17 protein-coding genes and 1 pseudogene are annotated in these 19,331 nt (G+C 59.9%); 10 read left to right on the forward strand and 8 right to left on the reverse strand.

The genetic code is table 11. The annotated features are described in order from the left end of the window. Nucleotides 1–70: 70 nt before the first annotated feature. From ACYZUC_RS18905 to ACYZUC_RS18915, 3 genes are all read right to left on the reverse strand, one after another. Nucleotides 71–1,297, reverse strand: coding sequence for a 3-hydroxyacyl-CoA dehydrogenase (locus tag ACYZUC_RS18905; RefSeq protein WP_461989649.1), 1,227 nt, complete (start codon nucleotides 1,295–1,297; stop codon nucleotides 71–73). A gap of 228 nt (nucleotides 1,298–1,525) precedes the next feature. Continuing rightward, entirely contained in the window at nucleotides 1,526–3,460 is a 1,935-nt protein-coding gene (locus tag ACYZUC_RS18910) for a RecQ family ATP-dependent DNA helicase (protein ID WP_461989650.1), read from the reverse strand. A 287-nt stretch (nucleotides 3,461–3,747) separates the two neighbouring features. After that, the gene (locus ACYZUC_RS18915) at nucleotides 3,748–4,251 is read right to left on the reverse strand and encodes a polysaccharide deacetylase (RefSeq protein WP_461989651.1); all 504 of its coding nucleotides are present in this window, start codon (nucleotides 4,249–4,251) and stop codon (nucleotides 3,748–3,750) included. A 297-nt stretch (nucleotides 4,252–4,548) separates the two neighbouring features. Between ACYZUC_RS18915 and ACYZUC_RS18920 the strand changes: the two genes are divergently transcribed. The 4 genes from ACYZUC_RS18920 (at nucleotide 4,549) to ACYZUC_RS18935 (ending at nucleotide 6,288) form a co-directional block, all read left to right on the forward strand. After that, nucleotides 4,549–4,824, forward strand: a complete 276-nt coding sequence (locus ACYZUC_RS18920; protein ID WP_008025051.1) for a hypothetical protein — start codon at nucleotides 4,549–4,551, stop codon at nucleotides 4,822–4,824. 46 nt (nucleotides 4,825–4,870) lie between these two features. Continuing rightward, nucleotides 4,871–5,071 carry a type II toxin-antitoxin system RelB family antitoxin gene (gene relB, locus ACYZUC_RS18925; RefSeq protein ID WP_081501747.1) on the forward strand — a complete coding sequence of 67 codons (201 nt, stop codon included), beginning with the start codon at nucleotides 4,871–4,873 and terminating at the stop codon, nucleotides 5,069–5,071. Between the two features lie 332 nt (nucleotides 5,072–5,403). After that, entirely contained in the window at nucleotides 5,404–5,703 is a 300-nt protein-coding gene (locus ACYZUC_RS18930) for a hypothetical protein (RefSeq protein ID WP_280162667.1), read from the forward strand. Between the two features lie 219 nt (nucleotides 5,704–5,922). After that, entirely contained in the window at nucleotides 5,923–6,288 is a 366-nt protein-coding gene (locus ACYZUC_RS18935) for a DUF1493 family protein (protein ID WP_461989652.1), read from the forward strand. A 131-nt stretch (nucleotides 6,289–6,419) separates the two neighbouring features. Here the strand turns inward: ACYZUC_RS18935 and ACYZUC_RS18940 are convergent, their stop codons facing one another. Together ACYZUC_RS18940 and hslO are read right to left on the reverse strand one after the other, a co-directional pair. Continuing rightward, nucleotides 6,420–7,961, reverse strand: a complete 1,542-nt coding sequence (locus ACYZUC_RS18940; RefSeq protein WP_461989653.1) for a phosphoenolpyruvate carboxykinase — start codon at nucleotides 7,959–7,961, stop codon at nucleotides 6,420–6,422. Between the two features lie 179 nt (nucleotides 7,962–8,140). Further along, nucleotides 8,141–9,043 carry an Hsp33 family molecular chaperone HslO gene (gene hslO, locus ACYZUC_RS18945; RefSeq protein WP_008025061.1) on the reverse strand — a complete coding sequence of 301 codons (903 nt, stop codon included), beginning with the start codon at nucleotides 9,041–9,043 and terminating at the stop codon, nucleotides 8,141–8,143. Between the two features lie 102 nt (nucleotides 9,044–9,145). Here hslO and ACYZUC_RS18950 point away from each other — a divergent pair. Then, nucleotides 9,146–9,374: pseudogene (locus ACYZUC_RS18950) on the forward strand (phosphatase PAP2 family protein); the annotation flags it as partial. 171 nt (nucleotides 9,375–9,545) lie between these two features. On the opposite strand, the gene ACYZUC_RS18955 reads toward ACYZUC_RS18950, so the two are convergent. After that, the gene (locus tag ACYZUC_RS18955) at nucleotides 9,546–9,953 is read right to left on the reverse strand and encodes an RNA-binding S4 domain-containing protein (protein WP_008025063.1); all 408 of its coding nucleotides are present in this window, start codon (nucleotides 9,951–9,953) and stop codon (nucleotides 9,546–9,548) included. A 215-nt stretch (nucleotides 9,954–10,168) separates the two neighbouring features. On the opposite strand from ACYZUC_RS18955, the gene rimB reads away from it, so the two are divergent. Further along, entirely contained in the window at nucleotides 10,169–10,648 is a 480-nt protein-coding gene (gene rimB, locus ACYZUC_RS18960; RefSeq protein WP_008040149.1) for a retropepsin-like aspartic endopeptidase RimB, read from the forward strand. Then, on the forward strand, nucleotides 10,645–11,550 hold the full coding sequence (gene rimK / locus ACYZUC_RS18965; RefSeq protein WP_007949201.1) for a 30S ribosomal protein S6--L-glutamate ligase: 906 nt from the start codon (nucleotides 10,645–10,647) through the stop codon (nucleotides 11,548–11,550). The genes rimB and rimK overlap by 4 nt, the downstream gene beginning before the upstream one ends. 154 nt (nucleotides 11,551–11,704) lie before the next feature. On the opposite strand, the gene ACYZUC_RS18970 is transcribed toward rimK, so the two are convergent. After that, nucleotides 11,705–13,018, reverse strand: a complete 1,314-nt coding sequence (locus ACYZUC_RS18970) for an ATP-binding protein (RefSeq protein WP_008032259.1) — start codon at nucleotides 13,016–13,018, stop codon at nucleotides 11,705–11,707. A gap of 103 nt (nucleotides 13,019–13,121) precedes the next feature. Further along, nucleotides 13,122–13,862, reverse strand: a complete 741-nt coding sequence (gene ompR / locus ACYZUC_RS18975; RefSeq protein WP_008032260.1) for an osmolarity response regulator transcription factor OmpR — start codon at nucleotides 13,860–13,862, stop codon at nucleotides 13,122–13,124. Nucleotides 13,863–14,222: 360 nt separating this feature from the next. Between ompR and ACYZUC_RS18980 the strand changes: the two genes are divergently transcribed. The 3 genes from ACYZUC_RS18980 to gshA all read left to right on the forward strand — a co-directional run bounded on the left by ACYZUC_RS18980 (nucleotide 14,223) and on the right by gshA (nucleotide 18,778). After that, a complete protein-coding gene (locus ACYZUC_RS18980; protein WP_461989654.1) occupies nucleotides 14,223–16,547 on the forward strand; it encodes a Tex family protein in 2,325 nt (774 codons plus the stop codon). After that, the gene (locus tag ACYZUC_RS18985) at nucleotides 16,547–16,930 is read left to right on the forward strand and encodes a PaaI family thioesterase (RefSeq protein ID WP_461989655.1); all 384 of its coding nucleotides are present in this window, start codon (nucleotides 16,547–16,549) and stop codon (nucleotides 16,928–16,930) included. Before ACYZUC_RS18980 ends, ACYZUC_RS18985 begins: the two co-directional genes overlap by 1 nt. 264 nt (nucleotides 16,931–17,194) lie before the next feature. Next, entirely contained in the window at nucleotides 17,195–18,778 is a 1,584-nt protein-coding gene (gene gshA, locus ACYZUC_RS18990; RefSeq protein ID WP_461989656.1) for a glutamate--cysteine ligase, read from the forward strand. The last annotated feature ends 553 nt before the right edge of the window (nucleotides 18,779–19,331 follow it).

The following is a 19,331-nucleotide window of genomic DNA, read 5'->3' on the forward strand; positions in this document are numbered from 1 at the left end:
CTGTGCTCACAGAAAATAAACTGTGGGAGCGAGCCTGCTCGCGAAGGCGCCATTGCAGGCGCCACATAAATCACCTATCACCAAACCCCTTGCCCACCGCCGCCAACTCCCCAATCAACCGCGCCGGCTGCCAGTGATCACCCTGTTTGGTTTCCAGCTGCAGTAACCGCTGATGAATATCCGCCAACCCCTGCTGATCCGCCCAGGCCATCGGCCCGCCCTTGTCCGCCGGGAAGCCATAACCGTTGAGATACACCAGATCGATGTCATGCGCCGACGCCGCAATCCCTTCCTGAAGAATCTTCGCCCCCTCGTTGACCAGTGCCAGCAAGCAGCGCTCCAGAATCTCTTCAGGCCCGATCTCGCGACGCTGGAAGCCCAAACCTTCGCTGACCTCCAGCACCAGCGCATCCACCTGCACATCGTGCTCCGCCTGTCGACTGCCCGCTTCGTAGTGGTAATAGCCGTTGCCACTCTTTTGCCCGAAACGGCCCAGTTCGCACAGACGGTTATCCACTTGAACCTGCGGCGCATCCTGCCCCTTGCCTGCCAGCTCCCGAGCCCGCCATTCGAGGTCGATACCAACCACGTCGTACATGCGAAACGGCCCCATGGCGAAACCGAAACCCTGCAACGCCGCATCCACCTGATAGGGATAAGCGCCTTCAAGCAGCATCTTGCGCGCTTCCAGCACGTAGGTTTTGAGCATGCGGTTGCCAATGAAGCCCTCGCAGTTGCCCGACACTACGCTGACCTTGCCCATACGCTTGCCCAGTTCCAGCGCGGCATCCAGCACCGCCGGTGAAGTCTGTGCGCCACGAACGATTTCCAGCAGTTTCATGATATGCGCCGGGCTGAAGAAGTGCAGGCCCAGGACTTGTTGCGGACGGCGGGTGGCGGCGGCAATGGCGTCGATATCCAGCGCCGACGTGTTGCTGGCCAATATGGCTTCGGGCTTGAGCAGGCCATCCAGCTCGCGGAAGATTCTCTGCTTGAGCTCGAGGTTTTCGTAAACCGCCTCGATCACCAGATCGACCTCGCGGATCGCTGCGTAATCGGCAGCCGCCGTGACCCGTGCAATGCGCGCATCCGCTTCAGCCTGATCAATCCGTCCCTGCCGCACGTTGTGCGCATAGGTCTCAGCCACGCTGGCCAGTGCCTGCTCAAGCATCTGCGGATTGTTATCGACCCACTGCACCGGCACACCGGCATTGGCCAGGCACATGACAATGCCACGGCCCATGGTGCCCGCACCGATGACGGCAGCGCGCTGAATGTTGAACGGTGTCTGGCTCATAGTTGTTCTCTTGTTGGCGATCCAAAGACAGACCCCACCATAGTCAGCCACCCGCCTTTTTTGAAATTTATTCCTGTGATGGGGGACATTCAGCGGATGGATGTGCGCCCGCCGAACGCTGACATCCCTGTAGGAGCAAGCTTGCTCGCGATGAGGCCATCACATTCAATATCGATGGTGTCTGTCACGCCGCCATCGCCAGCAAGCTGGCTCCTACAGGGGTACGGGTCAGCCTGAGAGGTGTTGCTCAACCCAAGCCCGTACTTCGCCATACGGATACTCTTCCAACGTTGCAAACCCCGGAATCGATCGAGCCTTGAGCTTGGTGAACAGCGGCACACTGATCCCGCACAGAAACCGTGTCACCCGCTCAGCGGGAGGAAGGCTGCCGGTGTGCTGCTCGTGCCTGTGGATAAAACCACCACACAGCGCCTCGAAGTTTTTATCCACAAGCGCCGGCAACTCTGGCGGTGCAGGCAGCCGCGCCACATGACCGTGACACACCGAACAATGCCCGCACTGCTGCGGCGAGTTTTCGTCACCGAAGTATTCGGCCAGGCGATTACCCAGGCAGTGGTCAGTGGCAAACAGATCGAGCATGGCGTGAATCCGCGCAATCTCGGTGCGTTCGTGCCGGGTGAAACAATCATGCAGTTCGGCACTCAGCGCCTGAATGTTGAATTCCGTTTGCAGCAGGCTGTAGACCTCGGTCATCTGCTTGCTTTCCAGCTCGACCCAACCCTTTTCCTGGAAGTAATCCAACGCCTTGACCACCCGATTGCGCTCGGCTTGATGCTGCTCGTACAACGCATCGAAATTCACCGTTGCCCAGGTCCGCGCGCGGCTGGAAGTCTGGACGATGGCCGCGACGAAATCCTTGCGCTCACCCTCGAAGCGGGCGAGCAAGTCTTCCGGCTCCAGCAAATACTTGAAACGGTATTCGGCGTAATAGGCGTAACGCGGGGCGATGATCCCGCGCAGCTCCAATTGCACCAGCAAGGTCTTGAGCGGCAACTGGCGAATGTTGCTCTGATCGGCCAACGGCCCTAGCAGAAACTCCCAATGCCCCTCGGGCACGGCGGCTTGCAATTCGTCGAGCACATGACGGATGCCTTCCAACTCCGGCGTGTCGCCGTAGACGAAATTTTCCAGCACGTTGAGGCTGTCGCGGTTGGCCAGTACCAGGCAGTCCGATGGCTGTCCGTCACGCCCGGCGCGACCGATTTCCTGGCTGTAGTTTTCGATGGATTTGGGCAGGTCGAAATGCACCACGTTGCGTATGTCGCTCTTGTCGATCCCCATGCCGAAGGCGATGGTGGCGACGATACAATTGGACTGGCCGCCCATGAAGCGTTTCTGAATGGCTTCGCGTTGTTCGTGGGGTAAACCGGCGTGATAGGCCTCGGCCTGAATACCGTTGCGATCCAAGTGTTCGGCGATGTGCTCAGCGGTTTTCTGCAGCGTGACGTAGACGATGCTCGGCTGGTCCGGACGCTCGCTCATCCATTCGACCAAGCGTCGGCGTTTGTCCTGACCGCGCACCGGTTCCACCAGCAAGTTGAGGTTTGGCCGATAGAAACCGGTGGTCACCACGTCTTGCGGGGCAATGGCGAATTTCGCCTCCATGTCCGCGATCACTTTCGGGGTCGCGGTGGCGGTCAGCAACAGCGCCTGAGGGATATTGAACTGACGCTGATAGTCCGGAAGTTTGAGGTAGTCGGGACGGAAGTTATGGCCCCACTCCGAGATGCAATGCGCCTCGTCCACCACCAGCAGCGAGATGGGCACTTGCTGCAAGAAATTGCGGAAGCGCTCGTTCTTCAGGCGCTCCACGGAAATCATCAGAATCTTCAATTCGCCGGACTTGGCGCGGGCCATCACGTCACCGGCGTCATCGCGGCTTTGAGCCGAATCGATACTGCCTGCCGAAATGCCATGGCGTTGCAGAAACGCCAATTGATCCTGCATCAACGCGAGCAGCGGCGAGACCACCAGCGTCAGGTGCGGTAACAACACCGCCGACATCTGGTAACACAGGGACTTGCCTGAACCCGTGGGGAAAATCGCCGCCGCCGAGCGCCCGGCCATCACCGCGCTGACCACCGCCTCCTGGCCGGGTCGAAACTGTGGATAACCGAAAACCTGTTCCAGGGTGTTGTGCATAAGCTGTCACTCCGTTGACCGCTGCGAAGCCCAAAGCCTAGCCGGTGATCGCAGCGAGTCGAGAAAAGGTCGGGGGCAAAAACGATACGGGATGATACAGCGGATGGCGCGGTAGGGATGGTGGGGCTTGAGGAATATGGCGGCTGATAGATCGCCATCGCTGGCAAGCCAGCTCCTACAGTTGAGCTTCGGCGGACAGCGATTTTATAGGCGCACCTGCCCCTTGTAGGAGCTGGCTTGCCAGCGATGAGGCCTGCAGCCTCACCAAAAAATCATGGTTGATCCCTTCAGGGCACCAACACCGCCACCCGCAGCTGTTCATTCAACATCTGCTCATGAAACACCTGGCTCTTGCTCGCCCACACCGCATGAGCCGGGCTGATTTCGCCGGTGAATGCCGCCGCCAACTGACGCAAATCAGCGACGCTTCGCACACGCGGGCAGAACGGTTCGCCGTCGCAGTTCTGACTGGCGTTGCGGTAGGTGGTCAGCAACCGATCCCACAACCCGTCACGCACTTGTCGCACAGACTTGAGCTTCACTGCCTGCACGCCCAGACGCTGTTTCAGCCCCTGCTCGTCCAGCGCTTCGCTGGCCAGCAACGCCTTGCCGAACATCAACACCTCAGCGCGGGACGCAGTGTCCATGTTCGCCTGCGTGGTGAGGGCGTCCGGCCAACCGGTGCGGGCCATGTTGGCCAGCATCATCGAACTGCCGGCGTCGGCCGCGCCCGTCAAACGACAAACACCCGCCCACAACAACAAAACCGAGGCCATACGTAGCCAATGCATACCTAATTCCCTTTAAGTGCCAAACCAGGCATTTTCGAAATGCCCTACAGATTCTGGCGCGCACCATACAGAGGTTTACCGCGCCACGCCTGATAAACACGTAGGAAATTTCACCTGTAAGGGTTTCGGTCAAAAAAACCTCGGGAAACGCGTAGGGCCAATGCCCGAAGACCAGTAAATCCCCTACACACTCTGTCGATTGCGCCTGTATTGCCGCAGCCCGCCGTCCCCTTCATAGTTTTCGGCGCGGCTGAAACAGTGTGTCGGCCTGCCCGACTTCCCAAAGGACTGCCCCCGATGCAAGACCGCTACCGCCCCCTCAAAAGCAGCTACAGCGACACCCCGGTCCTGGTCATCGACACCGAGGCCGACCCACACGAAATCCTCGACGCCGCCCGCCAACGCATCCACGCCGCCAGCGACCTGCTCGAAACCCTGTATTGCCTGTGCTTCAAACAAGCAGACGCAAGCGACATCCCCAACATCGTCAACGCCCTCTACCTGCTGACCCAGGACGGCAACGAACTCCTCGACATCGCCCGACAACGCCTCCCAAAACTCACCGCCGGCTAATGCCCACCACAACCCCCTGTAGGAGCGAGCGATGCGGCGACCCGACTTGCCCGCGAAGAACGATAACGCGGTGAATCTGATGAAAACTAAAATCCCCGAAACCCAATCATCTCGAGAAAAAGCAGCCTACGACGCATGGTTCAGAGCACAGGTACAAGCCAGTCTCGACGACCCACGCCCAAGCATTCCCGACGAAGAAGCCAGACAACTGATGGCAGTCAAACGCGAAAAATTACGCAAGCGATAAGTCCGTAGGCAACGCCCTATCAAAGCTTCATCCCGGTCCTACAACACAAGACACCTTGTCGCCTATCGCCAACCGGTGACTCGCACCTATAGTCGGACCGTCGCTGCAAAATCAGCGACTCGGGCTTGGTCACCCGAATGGAGCACACATACGCATCCGTTGTATGCTGCCGGCGCTTCAAGTGTCTGCACGCTATATGGTGGCTGTGTTTGGGACGCCTTAGTGCGTGCCGGTCTTGTGTGTTCTTCCGGTTGACCAACCCGAACACAGTCCGCCTCCATCGCTTGGTCACGATGGTGGTGCCTTCATCTGATGCATTTGAGAACACAAAAATGAATAAATGGAATCCGTTCACAAACGATCGCTACCTTCCACTCCAAACCAACCTCACCGATTCCCCGCCCCTGATCATCGACACAGAGGCCAACCCGCAAGACATCCTCGAAGCCGCCCTCCAGCGCATCCGAGCCTCCAGCGAACTGCTCCGAACCCTGCACTGCCAAACCTTCGAGCAAGGCGATCTAGAAGACATCCCCCACATCACCCACGCGCTCTACCTCCTGACCCAGGACGGCTGCGACCTGCTCAAAGTCGCCCAGCAACGAATGATGGGCTGGAAAGCCCCCGCCTGACGCTAAGCGCTAACAGGTAAGCCGCACCCTTGTGGGAGCTGGCTTGCCTGCGCCTCGCAGGATTCGACACGTCACCAGAGGACCTCGTCACTCCACTTCCTACGCGAGAGAAAGTGCTCGCCAAATACCGGGAAGACAATCCGTCACAATCTCCTCCTGCCCTTCCCACCAAACCTGACGACCAATAAGATCCGTCCAAGCCCAACCGGACGCCCCCGAATGAACCTCGCCTCCAACTTCCCCGACGACCAAACCATGCACCTGCTCATGCAGCTGCTTCACGAAGAACTCGGCCTGCCCGAACGAAAAACCATCAGCCTCACCACCTCGATCAACTTCGATCTGGGCTGCGACGGCGCTGACGCCCGGCATTTGATGGAAGCGCTGGAAGAACAGTTCGGGGTCGACTTCGTGGACTACGATGCCTATCGCTACTTTCAGCCGGAAGGGTTTGATGTGTTTCTCAAGCGCAGGGCGAAGGGGCGCGGCGATAAAGCTCCGCTGACTATCGGAATGCTTTACCAAGCGATCAAAGTGCAGCGGTGGGATACACAGGAACTGGAAGGCATCTTGCCGAACGCGTAAGTGCCATTATTCTGGTCGTTTAGTGCCTTTTCGGTTGGAATAATGGCAGTTACGGTCTGCCTGACAGCCTGAATTGCACCCACAAAAAAGCCGCCCTCAAAGGGCGGCTTTTTCATTACATCAAACCAATCTTACAACTTCGGCCCAGCAGCCTTGATCGCGTCGCTCACTTCGAACTTCTTGAAGTTCTCAACGAACAACCCGGCCAGTGCTTTAGCGGCTTCATCGTAAGCAGCCTTGTCAGCCCAGGTGTTACGTGGGTTCAACAGGCCAGTCTCAACGCCTGGTACGGCCAGTGGCACGTCGAGGTTGATGGTGTCGAGGTGTTCGGTTTCAGCACCGATCAACGCGCCGCTCTGGATCGCTGCGATGACGCCACGAGTGGTCGGGATGTTGAAGCGTTTGCCGACGCCGTAGCCGCCGCCGGTCCAGCCGGTGTTGACCAGGTAGACCTTGGAGCCGAAGCCGCGGATGCGCTTGATCAGCAGTTCTGCATATTCGCCGGCCGGACGCGGGAAGAACGGTGCGCCGAAGCAGGTGGAGAAGGTCGACTTGATGCCGCTGCCGGAACCCATTTCGGTCGAGCCCACCAGTGCGGTGTAGCCGGACAGGAAGTGGTAGGCCGCTTGTTCTTCGCTGAGGATCGACACTGGTGGCAGTACGCCGGTCAGGTCGCAGGTCAGGAAGATCACAGCGTTTGGCTCGCCACCGAGGTTTTTCTCGGAACGCTTGGCAACGTGCTCCAGCGGGTAGGCGGCGCGGCTGTTCTGGGTCAGGCTGACATCGGCGTAGTCGGCGTGCTTGGCGTCGTCGATCACGACGTTTTCCAGGACTGCGCCGTGCTTGATGGCTTTCCAGATGACCGGCTCGTTCTTCTCGGACAGGTCGATGCACTTGGCATAGCAACCGCCTTCGATGTTGAAGACAACGCCTTCGCCCCAGCCGTGTTCGTCGTCACCGATCAGGTAACGGCTTTCGTCGGCCGACAGGGTGGTTTTACCGGTGCCGGACAGGCCGAAGAACAGAGTCACGTCGCCCGCTTCGCCGATGTTGGCGGCGCAGTGCATCGGCAGTACGTCGGCAGCTGGCAGCAGGAAGTTCTGCACAGAGAACATGGCTTTCTTCATTTCACCGGCGTAACGCATGCCGGCGATCAGCACTTTCTTCTGTGCGAAGTTGATGATCACGCAACCGTCGGAGTTGGTGCCGTCACGCTCTGGCACGCACTCGAAGTTGGCAACGTTGAGCACTTGCCACTCAGCACAACCCGCCGGGTTGTACTGGGCCGGGTTGATGAACAGGCAACGACCGAACAGGTTCTGCCAGGCAGTCTGGGTGGTCATCTTCACGGCCAGGTAGTGATCTTCGGCCGCGCCTACATGCACGTGGGAAACGAAATGCTCTTGCGCGTTGTTGAAGGCCTCGACGCGAGCCCACAGGGCATCGAACTTGTCGGCCGGGAACTTGCGGTTGATCGGGCCCCAGGCGATAGCGGCCTGGGTGGTCGGCTCTTCAACGATGAAACGATCGACTGGCGAGCGACCGGTACGGTGACCGGTGCGAACAACCAGCGCGCCGGTATCGGCAAGCTCGCCTTCACCGCGATTCAGGGCTTCTTTAACCAGATCATCAACACTCAGATCGGTGTACACGGCGTTATTGGCTTGCGTCATGAGGTTCCCCGTCGGCCAGTGGCCGAGTGCTCCAAACGTTTTGTAGTAGAAAGTCGTGCACTACTACCGCGAAAAAAGTGGGCCGGATTATGCCAGAAACGCCCAAAAAAAGTAGGGCCCTCCCGTCGTAACGGCGTTATTCCGGCACTTTCCAGTGAATTTACCTGCGCTGAACCGTTTTAGTGACGGGTATCTGACGGCGTGTCGACGCCCGCACCGGCGAATAATTGAACGATATCGGCGGCGTCGAACAGGTAACGTTCATTGCAGAACTGACAGTCGACCTCGATGTTGCCACCGTGTTCGACGACCAGGCTCTGCGCATCTTCCAGACCCAAACTGACCAGAGCATTGGCAGAACGTTCGCGCGAGCAGCTGCAACGGAAGCGCAATTTCTGCACATCGAACAGCCGGACCTGCTCTTCGTGGTAGAGGCGATGGAGCACGGTTTCGTTGTCCAGACCGAGCAATTCATCGGCGGTCAGGGTACTGCCCAGCGCGGTGATGTGCTGCCAGCTGGCGGCGCGTTCTTCTTCGTCTTTCAGGCGGTCGGCGGGCAGTTGCTGCAGCAACAGGCCGCGGGCGCGACGGCCATCGGCGTACAGCCAGAAACGCGTGCCCACCTGTTGCGACATCACGAAGTAGTTAGTGAAGCACTCGGACAGGGTTTCGCCATCCAGGTCGACGATGCCCTGATAACGCTGGCCCACGGTCGGGTCGACGGTCAGCGCCAATACGCCGTTGGGCATCAGGTCGGCGAGGGTGGCGTCGGGGGCGATCTGGTCGGCCTCGTAACGGGCCAGACCACGGATGTCACGTTCGCTGGAACATTCGATCATCAGCAACGGGATCGGGCCGTCGGACCGCGCCTGAAGAATCAGCAGACCATCAAACTTCAAGGTGCCGACCAGCAACGACGCGGCGGCCATCAGTTCGCCAAGCAGTTGCGCGACCGGCTCCGGATACGGGTGTTTGGCAAGGACCTCGGCGTAGCTGCGCTCCAACGAAACCAGCTCGCCGCGGGTGTCGCTGTCATCGAAGATGAAGCGTTGGGTGTAGTCGGTATCCGGTAGATCGGTCATAGGTCTGGGTATCTGAAGTAAATGATAAAAGGTTACAAACGAGAAAATCGCGCCTCTGCAGCACCGTTTTGGTGCGCACTGTTCAGCCATGGGAGGCATTTTATGAACAATCCGGTTTTGTTCCAAGCAAGGTGGAACGTCCGCCGGCGGCGTTGTGCAATTTTGTGCCGCTGGCGCTGCTGGCCTTCTGGTTATGGCCTACAGGTCAGAGGCTGTGTGTGATTTTCGACGAGTGGCTTTCCATCCACTCGATTCGCCGCTGGCGATTCACCCGATATGGCTGCGCATTCGGGCAATTGCAAGTCTGCGCCCGTTCGATGCAGTGGTGGGGGGATACTGCTGGTCGGATAAGTGTGGTGCATAGCGCCTGAATCCGGGGACGGCTGACGAGTGCTGCGCACTCGATCGCGAGCAGGCTCGCTCCCACATTGAAATGCGTATCCCTTGTGGGAGCGAGCCTGCTCGCGAAGGCGTCAGCCCAGACAACGCAGAAGCAACAGCCTCACTCGTCGTTGCTGCTCCCACGAAATTTAAACAGGTCCCGCCGCTGCTTCTTGCTTGGTTTGCCGTCGGTGCTCACGCCCAGCGAGCCCGCCTTGCGCATCGCCGCAGCCGCTTCGCGCTTGGCGATGCTGGCTTCGGTTTCGGCGTACAACGTCTGAGCTTCCGGCGCACCACGGCGCACGATCGATAACGCCTGGACCACCACCGTACGCTCCTCGAACCCTGCGCGAATCTGAAACTCGTCGCCGATCCGCGGCTCCTTGCCCGGCTTGCAACGCTCACCACGGCAATGCACCTTGCCGCTCTCAATCGCCGCTTTCGCCAAGGCACGTGTTTTATAAAAACGCGCGGCCCACAACCACTTATCGAGACGGACCTTGTCGTCCTCTTCGCTTTTTTGTGCCATGGAATTTCCTCATTCTGAAATATTGGTGAACTGTACTACCGTTTCTGTCGTGCCTGGATTTCCACCGACCCGTACTACAATGCGCACGCCACACCTCGCTTGCAGGGGGTGGCATTCCGGGCTGTAGATATCTGTCGCCTTTTAACCATTATTCTGCGTGAATACCGCGAATCCGGCCGCGTGCGGCCCCAGCGGTATCCACCGGTTGAGTACCTTTGAAGACATTTGACCATTTGACCGTTGTCGGTCTGCGCGAGTGGGTGGCGCTCCCGGGTTTGGGAGTCGCGGGCCTGCGGGCAAAAATCGACACCGGTGCCAGCACCTCCAGCCTGCATGCCACTGACATCGAGCCGTTCGAGCGCGACGGCGAACAGTGGGTGCGCTTCACCGCGCACCTGGGCACGGTGGTGCAGTTGCGACACCGGCGCTGCGAAGCACCGCTGGTGACGATGAAATCCATCAAAAGCTCCAACGGCCAGGCGCAGAAGCGTTACGTGGTCAGCACGACCCTGGCCCTCGGTGATCGGGTCTGGCCCGTCGAGTTCACCCTTGCCTGCCGTAAATCCATGCGTTATCGCCTGCTACTCGGCTCCAAAGCCCTGATCGACGGCCAACTGGTGGTCAATCCGGGCATTAAGTATGTACAAGACAAGCCGGTGTTCCCGGTATCTACCTCCTCCACAGGTGTTGCATGAAGATCGCTGTGCTGTCGCGGAACCCGCGTCTGTATTCCACTCGTCGTCTGGTCGAAGCCGGTACCGAGCGTGGCCATGAAATGGTGGTGATCGACACCCTGCGCGCCTATATGAACATTGCCAGCCACAAGCCGCAGATCCACTACCGCGGCAAGCCGCTGGAAGGTTTCGACGCGGTGATCCCCCGGATCGGTGCGTCGGTAACGTTTTATGGCTGCGCGGTACTGCGTCAGTTTGAAATGATGGGGGTGTTCCCGCTTAACGAATCGGTGGCCATTGCCCGCTCGCGAGACAAACTGCGTTCGCTGCAATTGCTCTCGCGCCGCGGGATCGGTTTGCCGGTCACCGGGTTTGCCCACTCTCCGGATGACATTCCCGACCTGATCGACATGGTCAACGGCGCGCCGCTGGTGATCAAGGTGCTGGAAGGCACCCAGGGCATCGGCGTGGTGCTGTGCGAAACCGCGACGGCGGCTGAATCGGTGATCGAGGCGTTCATGGGCCTCAAGCAGAACATCATGGTTCAGGAATACATCAAGGAAGCCGGCGGTGCGGACATTCGCTGCTTCGTGGTCGGCGACAAGGTGATTGCAGCGATGAAGCGTCAGGCCAAGCCTGGTGAGTTTCGCTCCAACCTGCATCGCGGTGGCAGCGCCAGCCTGATCAAGATCACGCCGGAAGAACGCATGACTGCATTACGCGCTGCGAAGGTGATGGGACTCGCGGTGGCGGGTGTGGATATTCTGCGTTCGAATCACGGACCGTTGGTGATGGAAGTGAATTCGTCGCCGGGACTGGAAGGGATTGAAACCACCACAGGGAAGAATGTGGCTGGGATCATCATTGAGCATCTTGAGAAGAATGGTGGGCCGAATATGACTCGGACCAAAGGCAAGGGCTGATCTTAAGCTTTGCGGTGGCAGGGAAGCCGCCTTCGCGAGCAGGCTCGCTCCCACAGGGGATCGCGTCGAACACAGATTTTGTGTACACAGCTAATCAAATGTGGGAGCGAGCCTGCTCGCGAAGAGGCCTTAAGTCCCAGCGACAGAATCGGCCTTAAACCGCATCCCGAGGCAACATCAACCCCAGCGGCAACCGCACCCGCGCTTCCAGCCCACCACCGGAACGATTACGCAGCTCAACATTCCCGCCATGCATCGAAGCAATCCGCTTCACGATGGCCAACCCCAACCCGGTCCCTTTACCACCGCGAGCACGATCCCCACGGGTAAACGGGTTGAAGATCGCCTCCAGCTCCGACGGATCAATCCCCGCCCCACGGTCCATGACGCTCAGCACCACATACGGAGCGCTGACATCCCCGGACACATAAGCCGCCACCTCAACACCGCTGCCAGCGTGATGCAGCGCATTGCCGATCAGGTTGTTCAGCAGCCGCTTCATGGACACGCGACGCAGCGGAAACGGCTGAATCGGCTCCAGACGCAAGCGTACTTTCTCTTCATTCTGGTTAAACGGCGCGGCGACCTCGCGAACCAGATCGCTCAAGTCCACCTCTTCCACCGATTCATCACGGCCATCGCGGATGAACGCGAGGAACTGGTCGAGAATCGCGTCCATGTCCTCGATGTCGCGGACCATGTCGTCCGTCAGGTCGCTGTGGTCGCCCATCAACTCCAGTGACAGTCGCAACCGGGTCAACGGCGTACGCAGGTCATGGGACACCCCGGCCAGCATCAGCTCGCGCTCGCGGCCAGCCTGTTCGACGTCTTCGGCCATCTGGTTGAAAGCGCGGTACACCTCGGTCATCTCGCTCGGTGTGTCGCTGATCGGCAAACGAACGCTGCGGCCCTGGCCGAGTTGCCTGGCGGCATAGACCAGACGCTTCAACGGTTGATTGAGCTGACTGACGAAGATCCACGCCGAGGCGGTGGACAGCAGGCCGATGGCAAGGAACCAGCCGAGCACGTTCCAGATTTTCTGGCCACGCAAAGGATGCGGATACAGCGGCACTTTCAGCCAGCCATCGCCCAGGCTCGGCGCCCGGACCCACAGCGCCGGCGGTGAGTGCATGCGCAATCGCACCTCGGTGTCGGCGCCGAGTTCGGCCTGCATCTGCCGTTGATAGATCTCGCTGTAAGGCCAGTGTTGCTCGCCTTCCGGCACGCCAGTGCCCACCACCCGGATCAGGGTCGCGGCTTCGGCAATCTTGTCGCGGTTGTTTTCATCGGCCGCCCAATAGGCGCGTAGCGTCAGGGCGACGCCGTGGCTGTATTGACGATCCACCAGCACGTCTTCGTTCATCAACAGATAAACCAGGGTCAGCGCCTTGGAAAACAGGACGACAATCAGCACCAGCCACAGGGTGCGGGAGAAGAAACTCTGGGGGAACCAAACCGGGGTTTTCATGAATAACCGCTACACACTTGCAGGAGCGAGCGATGCTCGCATATTGCGGATCGCGAGTCTGCGGACAACATCATCCGCACGACCCGCTCCTACAAATCGCCGATCACTTGGTGGCGGCGCCATCCGGAACGAACACGTAGCCCACGCCCCAGACAGTCTGGATGTAACGCGGCTTGGACGGATCAGGCTCGATCATCCGGCGCAGACGGGAGATCTGCACGTCGATGGAACGCTCCAGGGCATCCCACTCGCGGCCACGGGCCAGGTTCATCAGTTTGTCGCGAGTCAGTGGCTGACGTGCGTTCATGACCAAGGCCTTGAGCACCGCAAACTCACCGGTGGTGAGCATGTGCACTTCGTCACCGCGTTTCAGTTCGCGAGTCGCCAGCGACAGTTCGTAGTCACCGAAGGTCACGCTTTCGTCTTCGCTGCCCGGCGCACCCGGCACCGGCGCCGATTGACGACGCAGGACCGCTTTGACACGCGCCATCAGCTCATCCGGGTTGAACGGTTTGGCCAGGTAATCGTCGGCGCCCAGTTCCAGGCCCTTGATGCGGCTCAGCTCGTCGCCCTTGGCGGTGAGCATGATGATCGGAATCTGATTGTTAGCGCCGCGCAGACGGCGGCAAGCGGTCAGACCGTCTTCGCCGGGCAGCATCAGGTCGAGGACGACCAGGTTGAACACTTCACGCGCCAGCAGGCGGTCCATTTGTTCGGTGTTCGGTACGGCGCGGGCGCGGTAGCCCTTGCTGACGAAAAAGCGTTCCAGCAGGCTGCTGAGCCCCGGATCGTCGTCAACGATAAGAATTTTTTCGCCTTCAGCAATGTTTGCAGTGCTGCTCATTGGATGCTCCTTTGATCTCGGCGCGCATTATGGCGTAGCTGCCGTTATACGCACCGTGTGCATTGTTAGCAGATTTTTCCTTCACCGCCAGAAATCCGGGCATTGTGCCTACAGCCTGTGATGCCCCCGAATGACAGAACGCTGGTTATAATGCGCGGCCTTTTGTGTCAGGCAACGTCTGATCGTTACCGTAATGGCGGCTTTTTATTTTCATCGCCACGGCAGTAATTGTTCGATTTCACGGGTCAACGGGATGCCTGTTGATCCAGGTAGCGGCGCAGGCCAGGCCGCTCAACCAGACTCGCCGAGCCTTTATCCCCGCGCCCGCGAGCCTGCTTTCACAATTTGTCAGGTGGTTTTATGGACAGCATCAACAGCCGCATCGCCGAGGAACTCGGCGTACGCCCACAACAGGTCGAAGCGGCCGTCGCGCTACTCGATGAAGGCTCTACCGTTCCCTTCATCGCCCGTTACCGGAAAGAAGTGACCGGCAGCCTCGATGACATCCAGTTGCGTCATCTGGAAGAGCGTCTGCGCTACCTGCGAGAACTCGACGAACGGCGCATCAGCATCCTCGCCAGCATCCAGGAGCAAGGCAAGCTGACCCCGCAACTCGAACGCGACATCAAGCTCGCCGACACCAAGACCCGCCTCGAAGACTTGTACCTGCCGTACAAGCAGAAGCGCCGCACCAAGGGCCAAATCGCCCTGGAAGCCGGCCTCGGCGAGCTGGCCGACGGTCTGTTCAACGACCCAAGCCTGACCCCGGACACCGAAGCCGCACGCTTCATCAACGCCGAAAAAGGCGTGGCCGATGTGAAGGCGGCCCTCGAAGGCGCCAAGTACATCCTCATGGAGCGCTTCGCCGAAGACGCCGGCCTGCTGGACAAGCTGCGCAACTACTTGAAGCAAGAAGCCACCCTCAGTGCCCGCGTGATCGCCGGCAAGGAAGAGGAAGGCGCCAAGTTCCGCGACTATTTCGAACACGACGAACCGCTGAAAAGCATGCCGTCGCACCGCGCGCTGGCGATTTTCCGTGGCCGCAACGAAGGCATTCTCAGCTCCGCGCTGAAAGTCGGCGACGAACTGCCGGGCACCATGCACCCGTGCGAAGGCATGATCGGTCAGCAGTTCGGCATCCAGAATCAGAACCGCGCCGCCGACAAATGGCTGGGCGAAGTAGTGCGCTGGACCTGGAAGGTCAAGCTCTACACCCACCTCGAAACCGACTTGCTGGGCGAGCTGCGCGATGGCGCGGAAACCGAAGCGATCAACGTATTCGCACACAACCTGCACGACCTGCTGCTGTCGGCTCCGGCCGGCCCGCGTGCCACCCTGGGCCTCGACCCGGGCCTGCGCACCGGTTGCAAGGTCGCCGTGGTCGATGCCACCGGCAAGCTGCTGGATCACGCCACGGTTTACCCGCACGTGCCGCACAACAAGTGGGATCAGACCCTGGCGATTCTCGCGGCCCTGTGCGCCAAGCACTCGGTGGACCTGATCGCCATCGGCAACGGCACCGCCAGCCGCGAAACCGACAAGCTGGCTGCTGAGCTGATCAAAAAATACCCAGCCATGAAGATGACCAAAGTCATGGTCTCCGAGGCGGGCGCATCGGTTTACTCGGCGTCGGAACTGGCTTCGAAGGAATTCCCGGACCTCGACGTGTCGATCCGTGGCGCGGTGTCGATTGCCCGTCGTTTGCAGGATCCGCTGGCCGAGCTGGTTAAAATCGATCCGAAATCCATCGGTGTCGGCCAGTACCAGCACGATGTGTCGCAGCTGAAACTGGCGCGCGGCCTGGACGCGGTGGTCGAGGACTGCGTGAACGCCGTCGGCGTGGACGTGAACACCGCTTCCGTGGCGCTGCTGGCCCGTATCTCTGGCCTCAACGCGACCCTGGCGCAGAACATCGTCAGCCACCGTGACGAGCACGGCGCGTTCAAAACCCGAGCAGCGTTGAAGAAAGTGGCGCGTCTGGGCGAAAAAACCTTCGAACAGGCCGCCGGCTTCCTACGCGTGATGAACGGCGACAACCCGCTGGATTCGTCCGCGGTTCACCCGGAAGCCTATCCGCTGGTGCAGCGCATCGCCGCTGAAACCGACCGCGACATTCGCTCGCTGATCGGCGACGCGAGCTTCCTCAAACGTCTTGATCCGAAGAAGTACACCGACGAAACCTTCGGTCTGCCAACGGTCACCGACATCCTGCAAGAGCTGGAAAAACCTGGCCGCGACCCGCGTCCGGAGTTCAAGACCGCCGAGTTCCAGGAAGGCGTCGAAGACCTCAAGGACCTGGAATTGGGCATGATCCTCGAAGGCGTCGTGACCAACGTGACCAACTTCGGTGCGTTCGTCGATATCGGCGTGCATCAGGACGGTTTGGTGCACATCTCTGCGCTTTCGGAGAAGTTCATCAAAGATCCACGCGAAGCGGTGAAGGCCGGTGACGTGGTGAAAGTGAAGGTCATGGAAGTCGATATCCCGCGCAAACGCGTAGGTCTGTCGATGCGCATGAGCGACACACCGGGCGAGAAAATCGACGGTGCCCGTGGTGCGCGTCCGGGGTCGGCACCGCGCCAGTCCCAGAACTCTGCACCGCGCAAGGAAACCACGGCGGCGGCCCCGTCCAACAACGCCATGGCTTCGCTGTTCGCCAACGCCAAACAGTTGAAGAAACGCTGATGGAAATCCCGGCCGGGCTGACCGAAAGCGCGTTTTTCAAGCTGCTGGGCTGTCGCTTGCACAGCCTGGAAACCGGGGTGGCGCAAGTCGCCCTGGCGCTTGAACCCAAACTGCGCAATCGCGGCGGCAAGCTGCACGGCGGGGCCTTGTTCAGCCTGGTGGACATTGCCATGGGGCTGGCCTGTTCCAGCACCCACGGCTTTGACCAGCAGAGCGCGACCATCGAGTGCAAGATCAACTACATCCGCGCCGTTTCCGACGGTGAGGTGATGTGCACGGCGCGGGTCATTCACCCGGGCCGCCGCACGTTGGTGGTCGAAGCCGACGTGATGCAGGGCGACAAACTCGTCGCAAAAGCACAAGGCACGTTCGCTGTCCTGTAGCTAGCCGTCATCGATTTGAGGTAATTTCGGCAATACGAAACCTGTGGGAGCGAGCCTGCTCGCGATGAGGGTGTGTCAGACAACTGATATGTTGACTGACACACCCTCATCGCGAGCAGGCTCGCTCCCACAGGGGATTACGGCGATCAGCTAGCAGCCGTACGCGGCTCAAAAACCAGGCGAAAACGCCAGTTTCAACTTCACCCTTGTAGACCGTCCTGCCCACCCCCATATTGGGGCGACTGACGCGTGAAGGAATCCAACTTGAGCGAACTTCTCAACCGCCGCCTGGCTCTGCTCGGCGAGCGCGCTAACCTCTCTCTGCTCGAACAGTGCCTTCACGGCATCGAACGTGAATGCCTGCGCGTGACCGGCGAAGGTCGCCTGGCGCAAACGCCGCACCCGGAAGAATTGGGTTCCGCGCTGACCAACGAACAAATCACCACCGACTATTCCGAGTCGCTGCTGGAGTTCATCACGCCCGCCCTGCCCGACCCGGCCGACACCCTGGCGAGCCTGGACAGGATTCACCGTTTTGCCTACAGCAAGCTCGGCAACGAGTACCTGTGGAGTCCATCGATGCCGTGCCCGTTGCCGGCCGAGGAAGATATTCCGATTGCCTATTACGGCACCTCCAACATCGGCAAGCTCAAGTATGTCTACCGCAAGGGCCTGGCCCTGCGCTACGGCAAGACCATGCAGTGCATCGCCGGGATTCACTACAACTTCTCCCTGCCGGAGAAGCTCTGGCCGCTGCTCAAGCAGGCGGAAGGCTTTGTCGGTACTGACCGCGACTATCAGTCGTCGGCCTACATCGCGCTGATCCGTAATTTCCGCCGCTACAGCTGGCTGCTGATGTACCTGTTCGGTGCTTCGCCAGCGCTGGACGCCGGCTTCCTGCGCGGTCGCTCGCATCAGTTGGAACAGCTGGACCCGGACACCTTGTACCTGCCCTACGCCACCAGCCTGCGCATGAGCGATCTGGGTTACCAGAGCAACGCCCAGGCCGGCCTGACACCGTGCTACAACGACTTGGCGAGCTACACCGACAGCCTGCGCAAGGCGGTGGCCACACCTTATGCGCCGTATGTCGAAATCGGCACGCATCAGGACGGTGAGTGGGTTCAGCTCAACACCAACATCCTGCAGATCGAAAACGAGTACTACTCCAACATCCGCCCGAAACGCGTGACCTACACCGGCGAGCGGCCGATCCAGGCGCTGGTGGCCCGTGGCATTCAGTACGTCGAAGTGCGTTGCCTGGACATCAACCCGTTCCTGCCGATGGGGATCGACCTGACCGAGTCGCGGTTCCTCGATGCGTTCCTGCTGTACTGCGCGCTGAACGACAGCCCGCTGTTGACCAGTAATTCGTGCGGCAACGCGACTTCGAACTTCCTCAGCGTGGTCAAGGAAGGTCGCCGTCCGGGCCTGCAACTGCAACGCGACGGTCAACCGGTTGACCTGAAAGAATGGGCCGGCGAGTTGCTGGAGAAGATTGCGCCACTGGCGGCGTTGCTGGATCAGAGCCATGGCGGCGATGCGCACAGCAAGGCATTGGACGCGCAACTGGCCAAGGTCAAGGATTCGTCCCTGACGCCATCGGCCCAGGTGCTGGCAGCGATGGCCGAGCACAAGGAAAGCTTCAGCCAGTTCTCCCTGCGTCAGAGCCAGGCCCATGCGGAATATTTCCGCAGCGAGCCGTTGAGCAGCGAAGATCAGGCAACGTTTGAAGAGCGCGCGCGCTCCTCGCTGGCGGAGCAAGTGGAGCTGGAGCAGAACGAAGTCGGCGATTTCGATGTGTTTGTCGGCTCATATCAGGCGAGCATTCTGGCGATCAGTAACTGATCGTTGGCGGTCCTGCGGACCTTGATCGCCAGCAAGCCGGCTCCTACAAAAATCATGTGCCTCACACATAACCCTGTAGGAGCTGGCTTGCCAGCGATGGCGGCCTAGAATTCACCGCAAGGCTGAAGGGCCTCATCGCCAGCAAGCTGGCTCCTACACAGATTCGGGATCGCCAAAAATCGCGCGCCCAACGCAAAACCCTGTAGGAGCCGGCTTGCTGGCGATAGCGGCCTGAAATTCACCGCAAGGCTCAAGGGCCTCATCGCCAGCAAGCTGGCTCCTACACAGATGCGGGATCGCCAAAAAATCGCGCGCCCAACGCAAAACCCTGTAGGAGCCGGCTTGCCGGCGATGGCGGCCTGAAATTCACCGCAAGCCTTAAGGGCCTCATCGCCAGCAAGCTGGCTCCTACAGAGATCTGGGATCGCCAAAAAATCGCGCGCCCAACGCAAAACCCTGTAGGAGCCGGCTTGCTGGCGATGGCGGCCTGAAATTCACCGCAAGGCTAAGGGCCTCATCGCCAGCAAGCCGGCTCCTACAATGAAGCTGCGCG

Source organism: Pseudomonas sp. GT1P32, from assembly GCF_054897805.1.

What these genes read in the sequence shown, in the direction of transcription:
- ACYZUC_RS18905 (WP_461989649.1), bottom strand. Translation starts at nt 1,297, where the DNA reads ATGAGCCAGACACCGTTCAACATTCAGCGCGCTGCCGTCATCGGTGCG.
- ACYZUC_RS18910 (WP_461989650.1), bottom strand. Translation starts at nt 3,460, where the DNA reads ATGCACAACACCCTGGAACAGGTTTTCGGTTATCCACAGTTTCGACCC.
- ACYZUC_RS18915 (WP_461989651.1), bottom strand. Translation starts at nt 4,251, where the DNA reads ATGCATTGGCTACGTATGGCCTCGGTTTTGTTGTTGTGGGCGGGTGTT.
- ACYZUC_RS18920 (WP_008025051.1), top strand. Translation starts at nt 4,549, where the DNA reads ATGCAAGACCGCTACCGCCCCCTCAAAAGCAGCTACAGCGACACCCCG.
- ACYZUC_RS18930 (WP_280162667.1), top strand. Translation starts at nt 5,404, where the DNA reads ATGAATAAATGGAATCCGTTCACAAACGATCGCTACCTTCCACTCCAA.
- ACYZUC_RS18935 (WP_461989652.1), top strand. Translation starts at nt 5,923, where the DNA reads ATGAACCTCGCCTCCAACTTCCCCGACGACCAAACCATGCACCTGCTC.
- ACYZUC_RS18940 (WP_461989653.1), bottom strand. Translation starts at nt 7,961, where the DNA reads ATGACGCAAGCCAATAACGCCGTGTACACCGATCTGAGTGTTGATGAT.
- hslO (WP_008025061.1), bottom strand. Translation starts at nt 9,043, where the DNA reads ATGACCGATCTACCGGATACCGACTACACCCAACGCTTCATCTTCGAT.
- ACYZUC_RS18955 (WP_008025063.1), bottom strand. Translation starts at nt 9,953, where the DNA reads ATGGCACAAAAAAGCGAAGAGGACGACAAGGTCCGTCTCGATAAGTGG.
- rimK (WP_007949201.1), top strand. Translation starts at nt 10,645, where the DNA reads ATGAAGATCGCTGTGCTGTCGCGGAACCCGCGTCTGTATTCCACTCGT.
- ACYZUC_RS18970 (WP_008032259.1), bottom strand. Translation starts at nt 13,018, where the DNA reads ATGAAAACCCCGGTTTGGTTCCCCCAGAGTTTCTTCTCCCGCACCCTG.
- ompR (WP_008032260.1), bottom strand. Translation starts at nt 13,862, where the DNA reads ATGAGCAGCACTGCAAACATTGCTGAAGGCGAAAAAATTCTTATCGTT.
- ACYZUC_RS18980 (WP_461989654.1), top strand. Translation starts at nt 14,223, where the DNA reads ATGGACAGCATCAACAGCCGCATCGCCGAGGAACTCGGCGTACGCCCA.
- ACYZUC_RS18985 (WP_461989655.1), top strand. Translation starts at nt 16,547, where the DNA reads ATGGAAATCCCGGCCGGGCTGACCGAAAGCGCGTTTTTCAAGCTGCTG.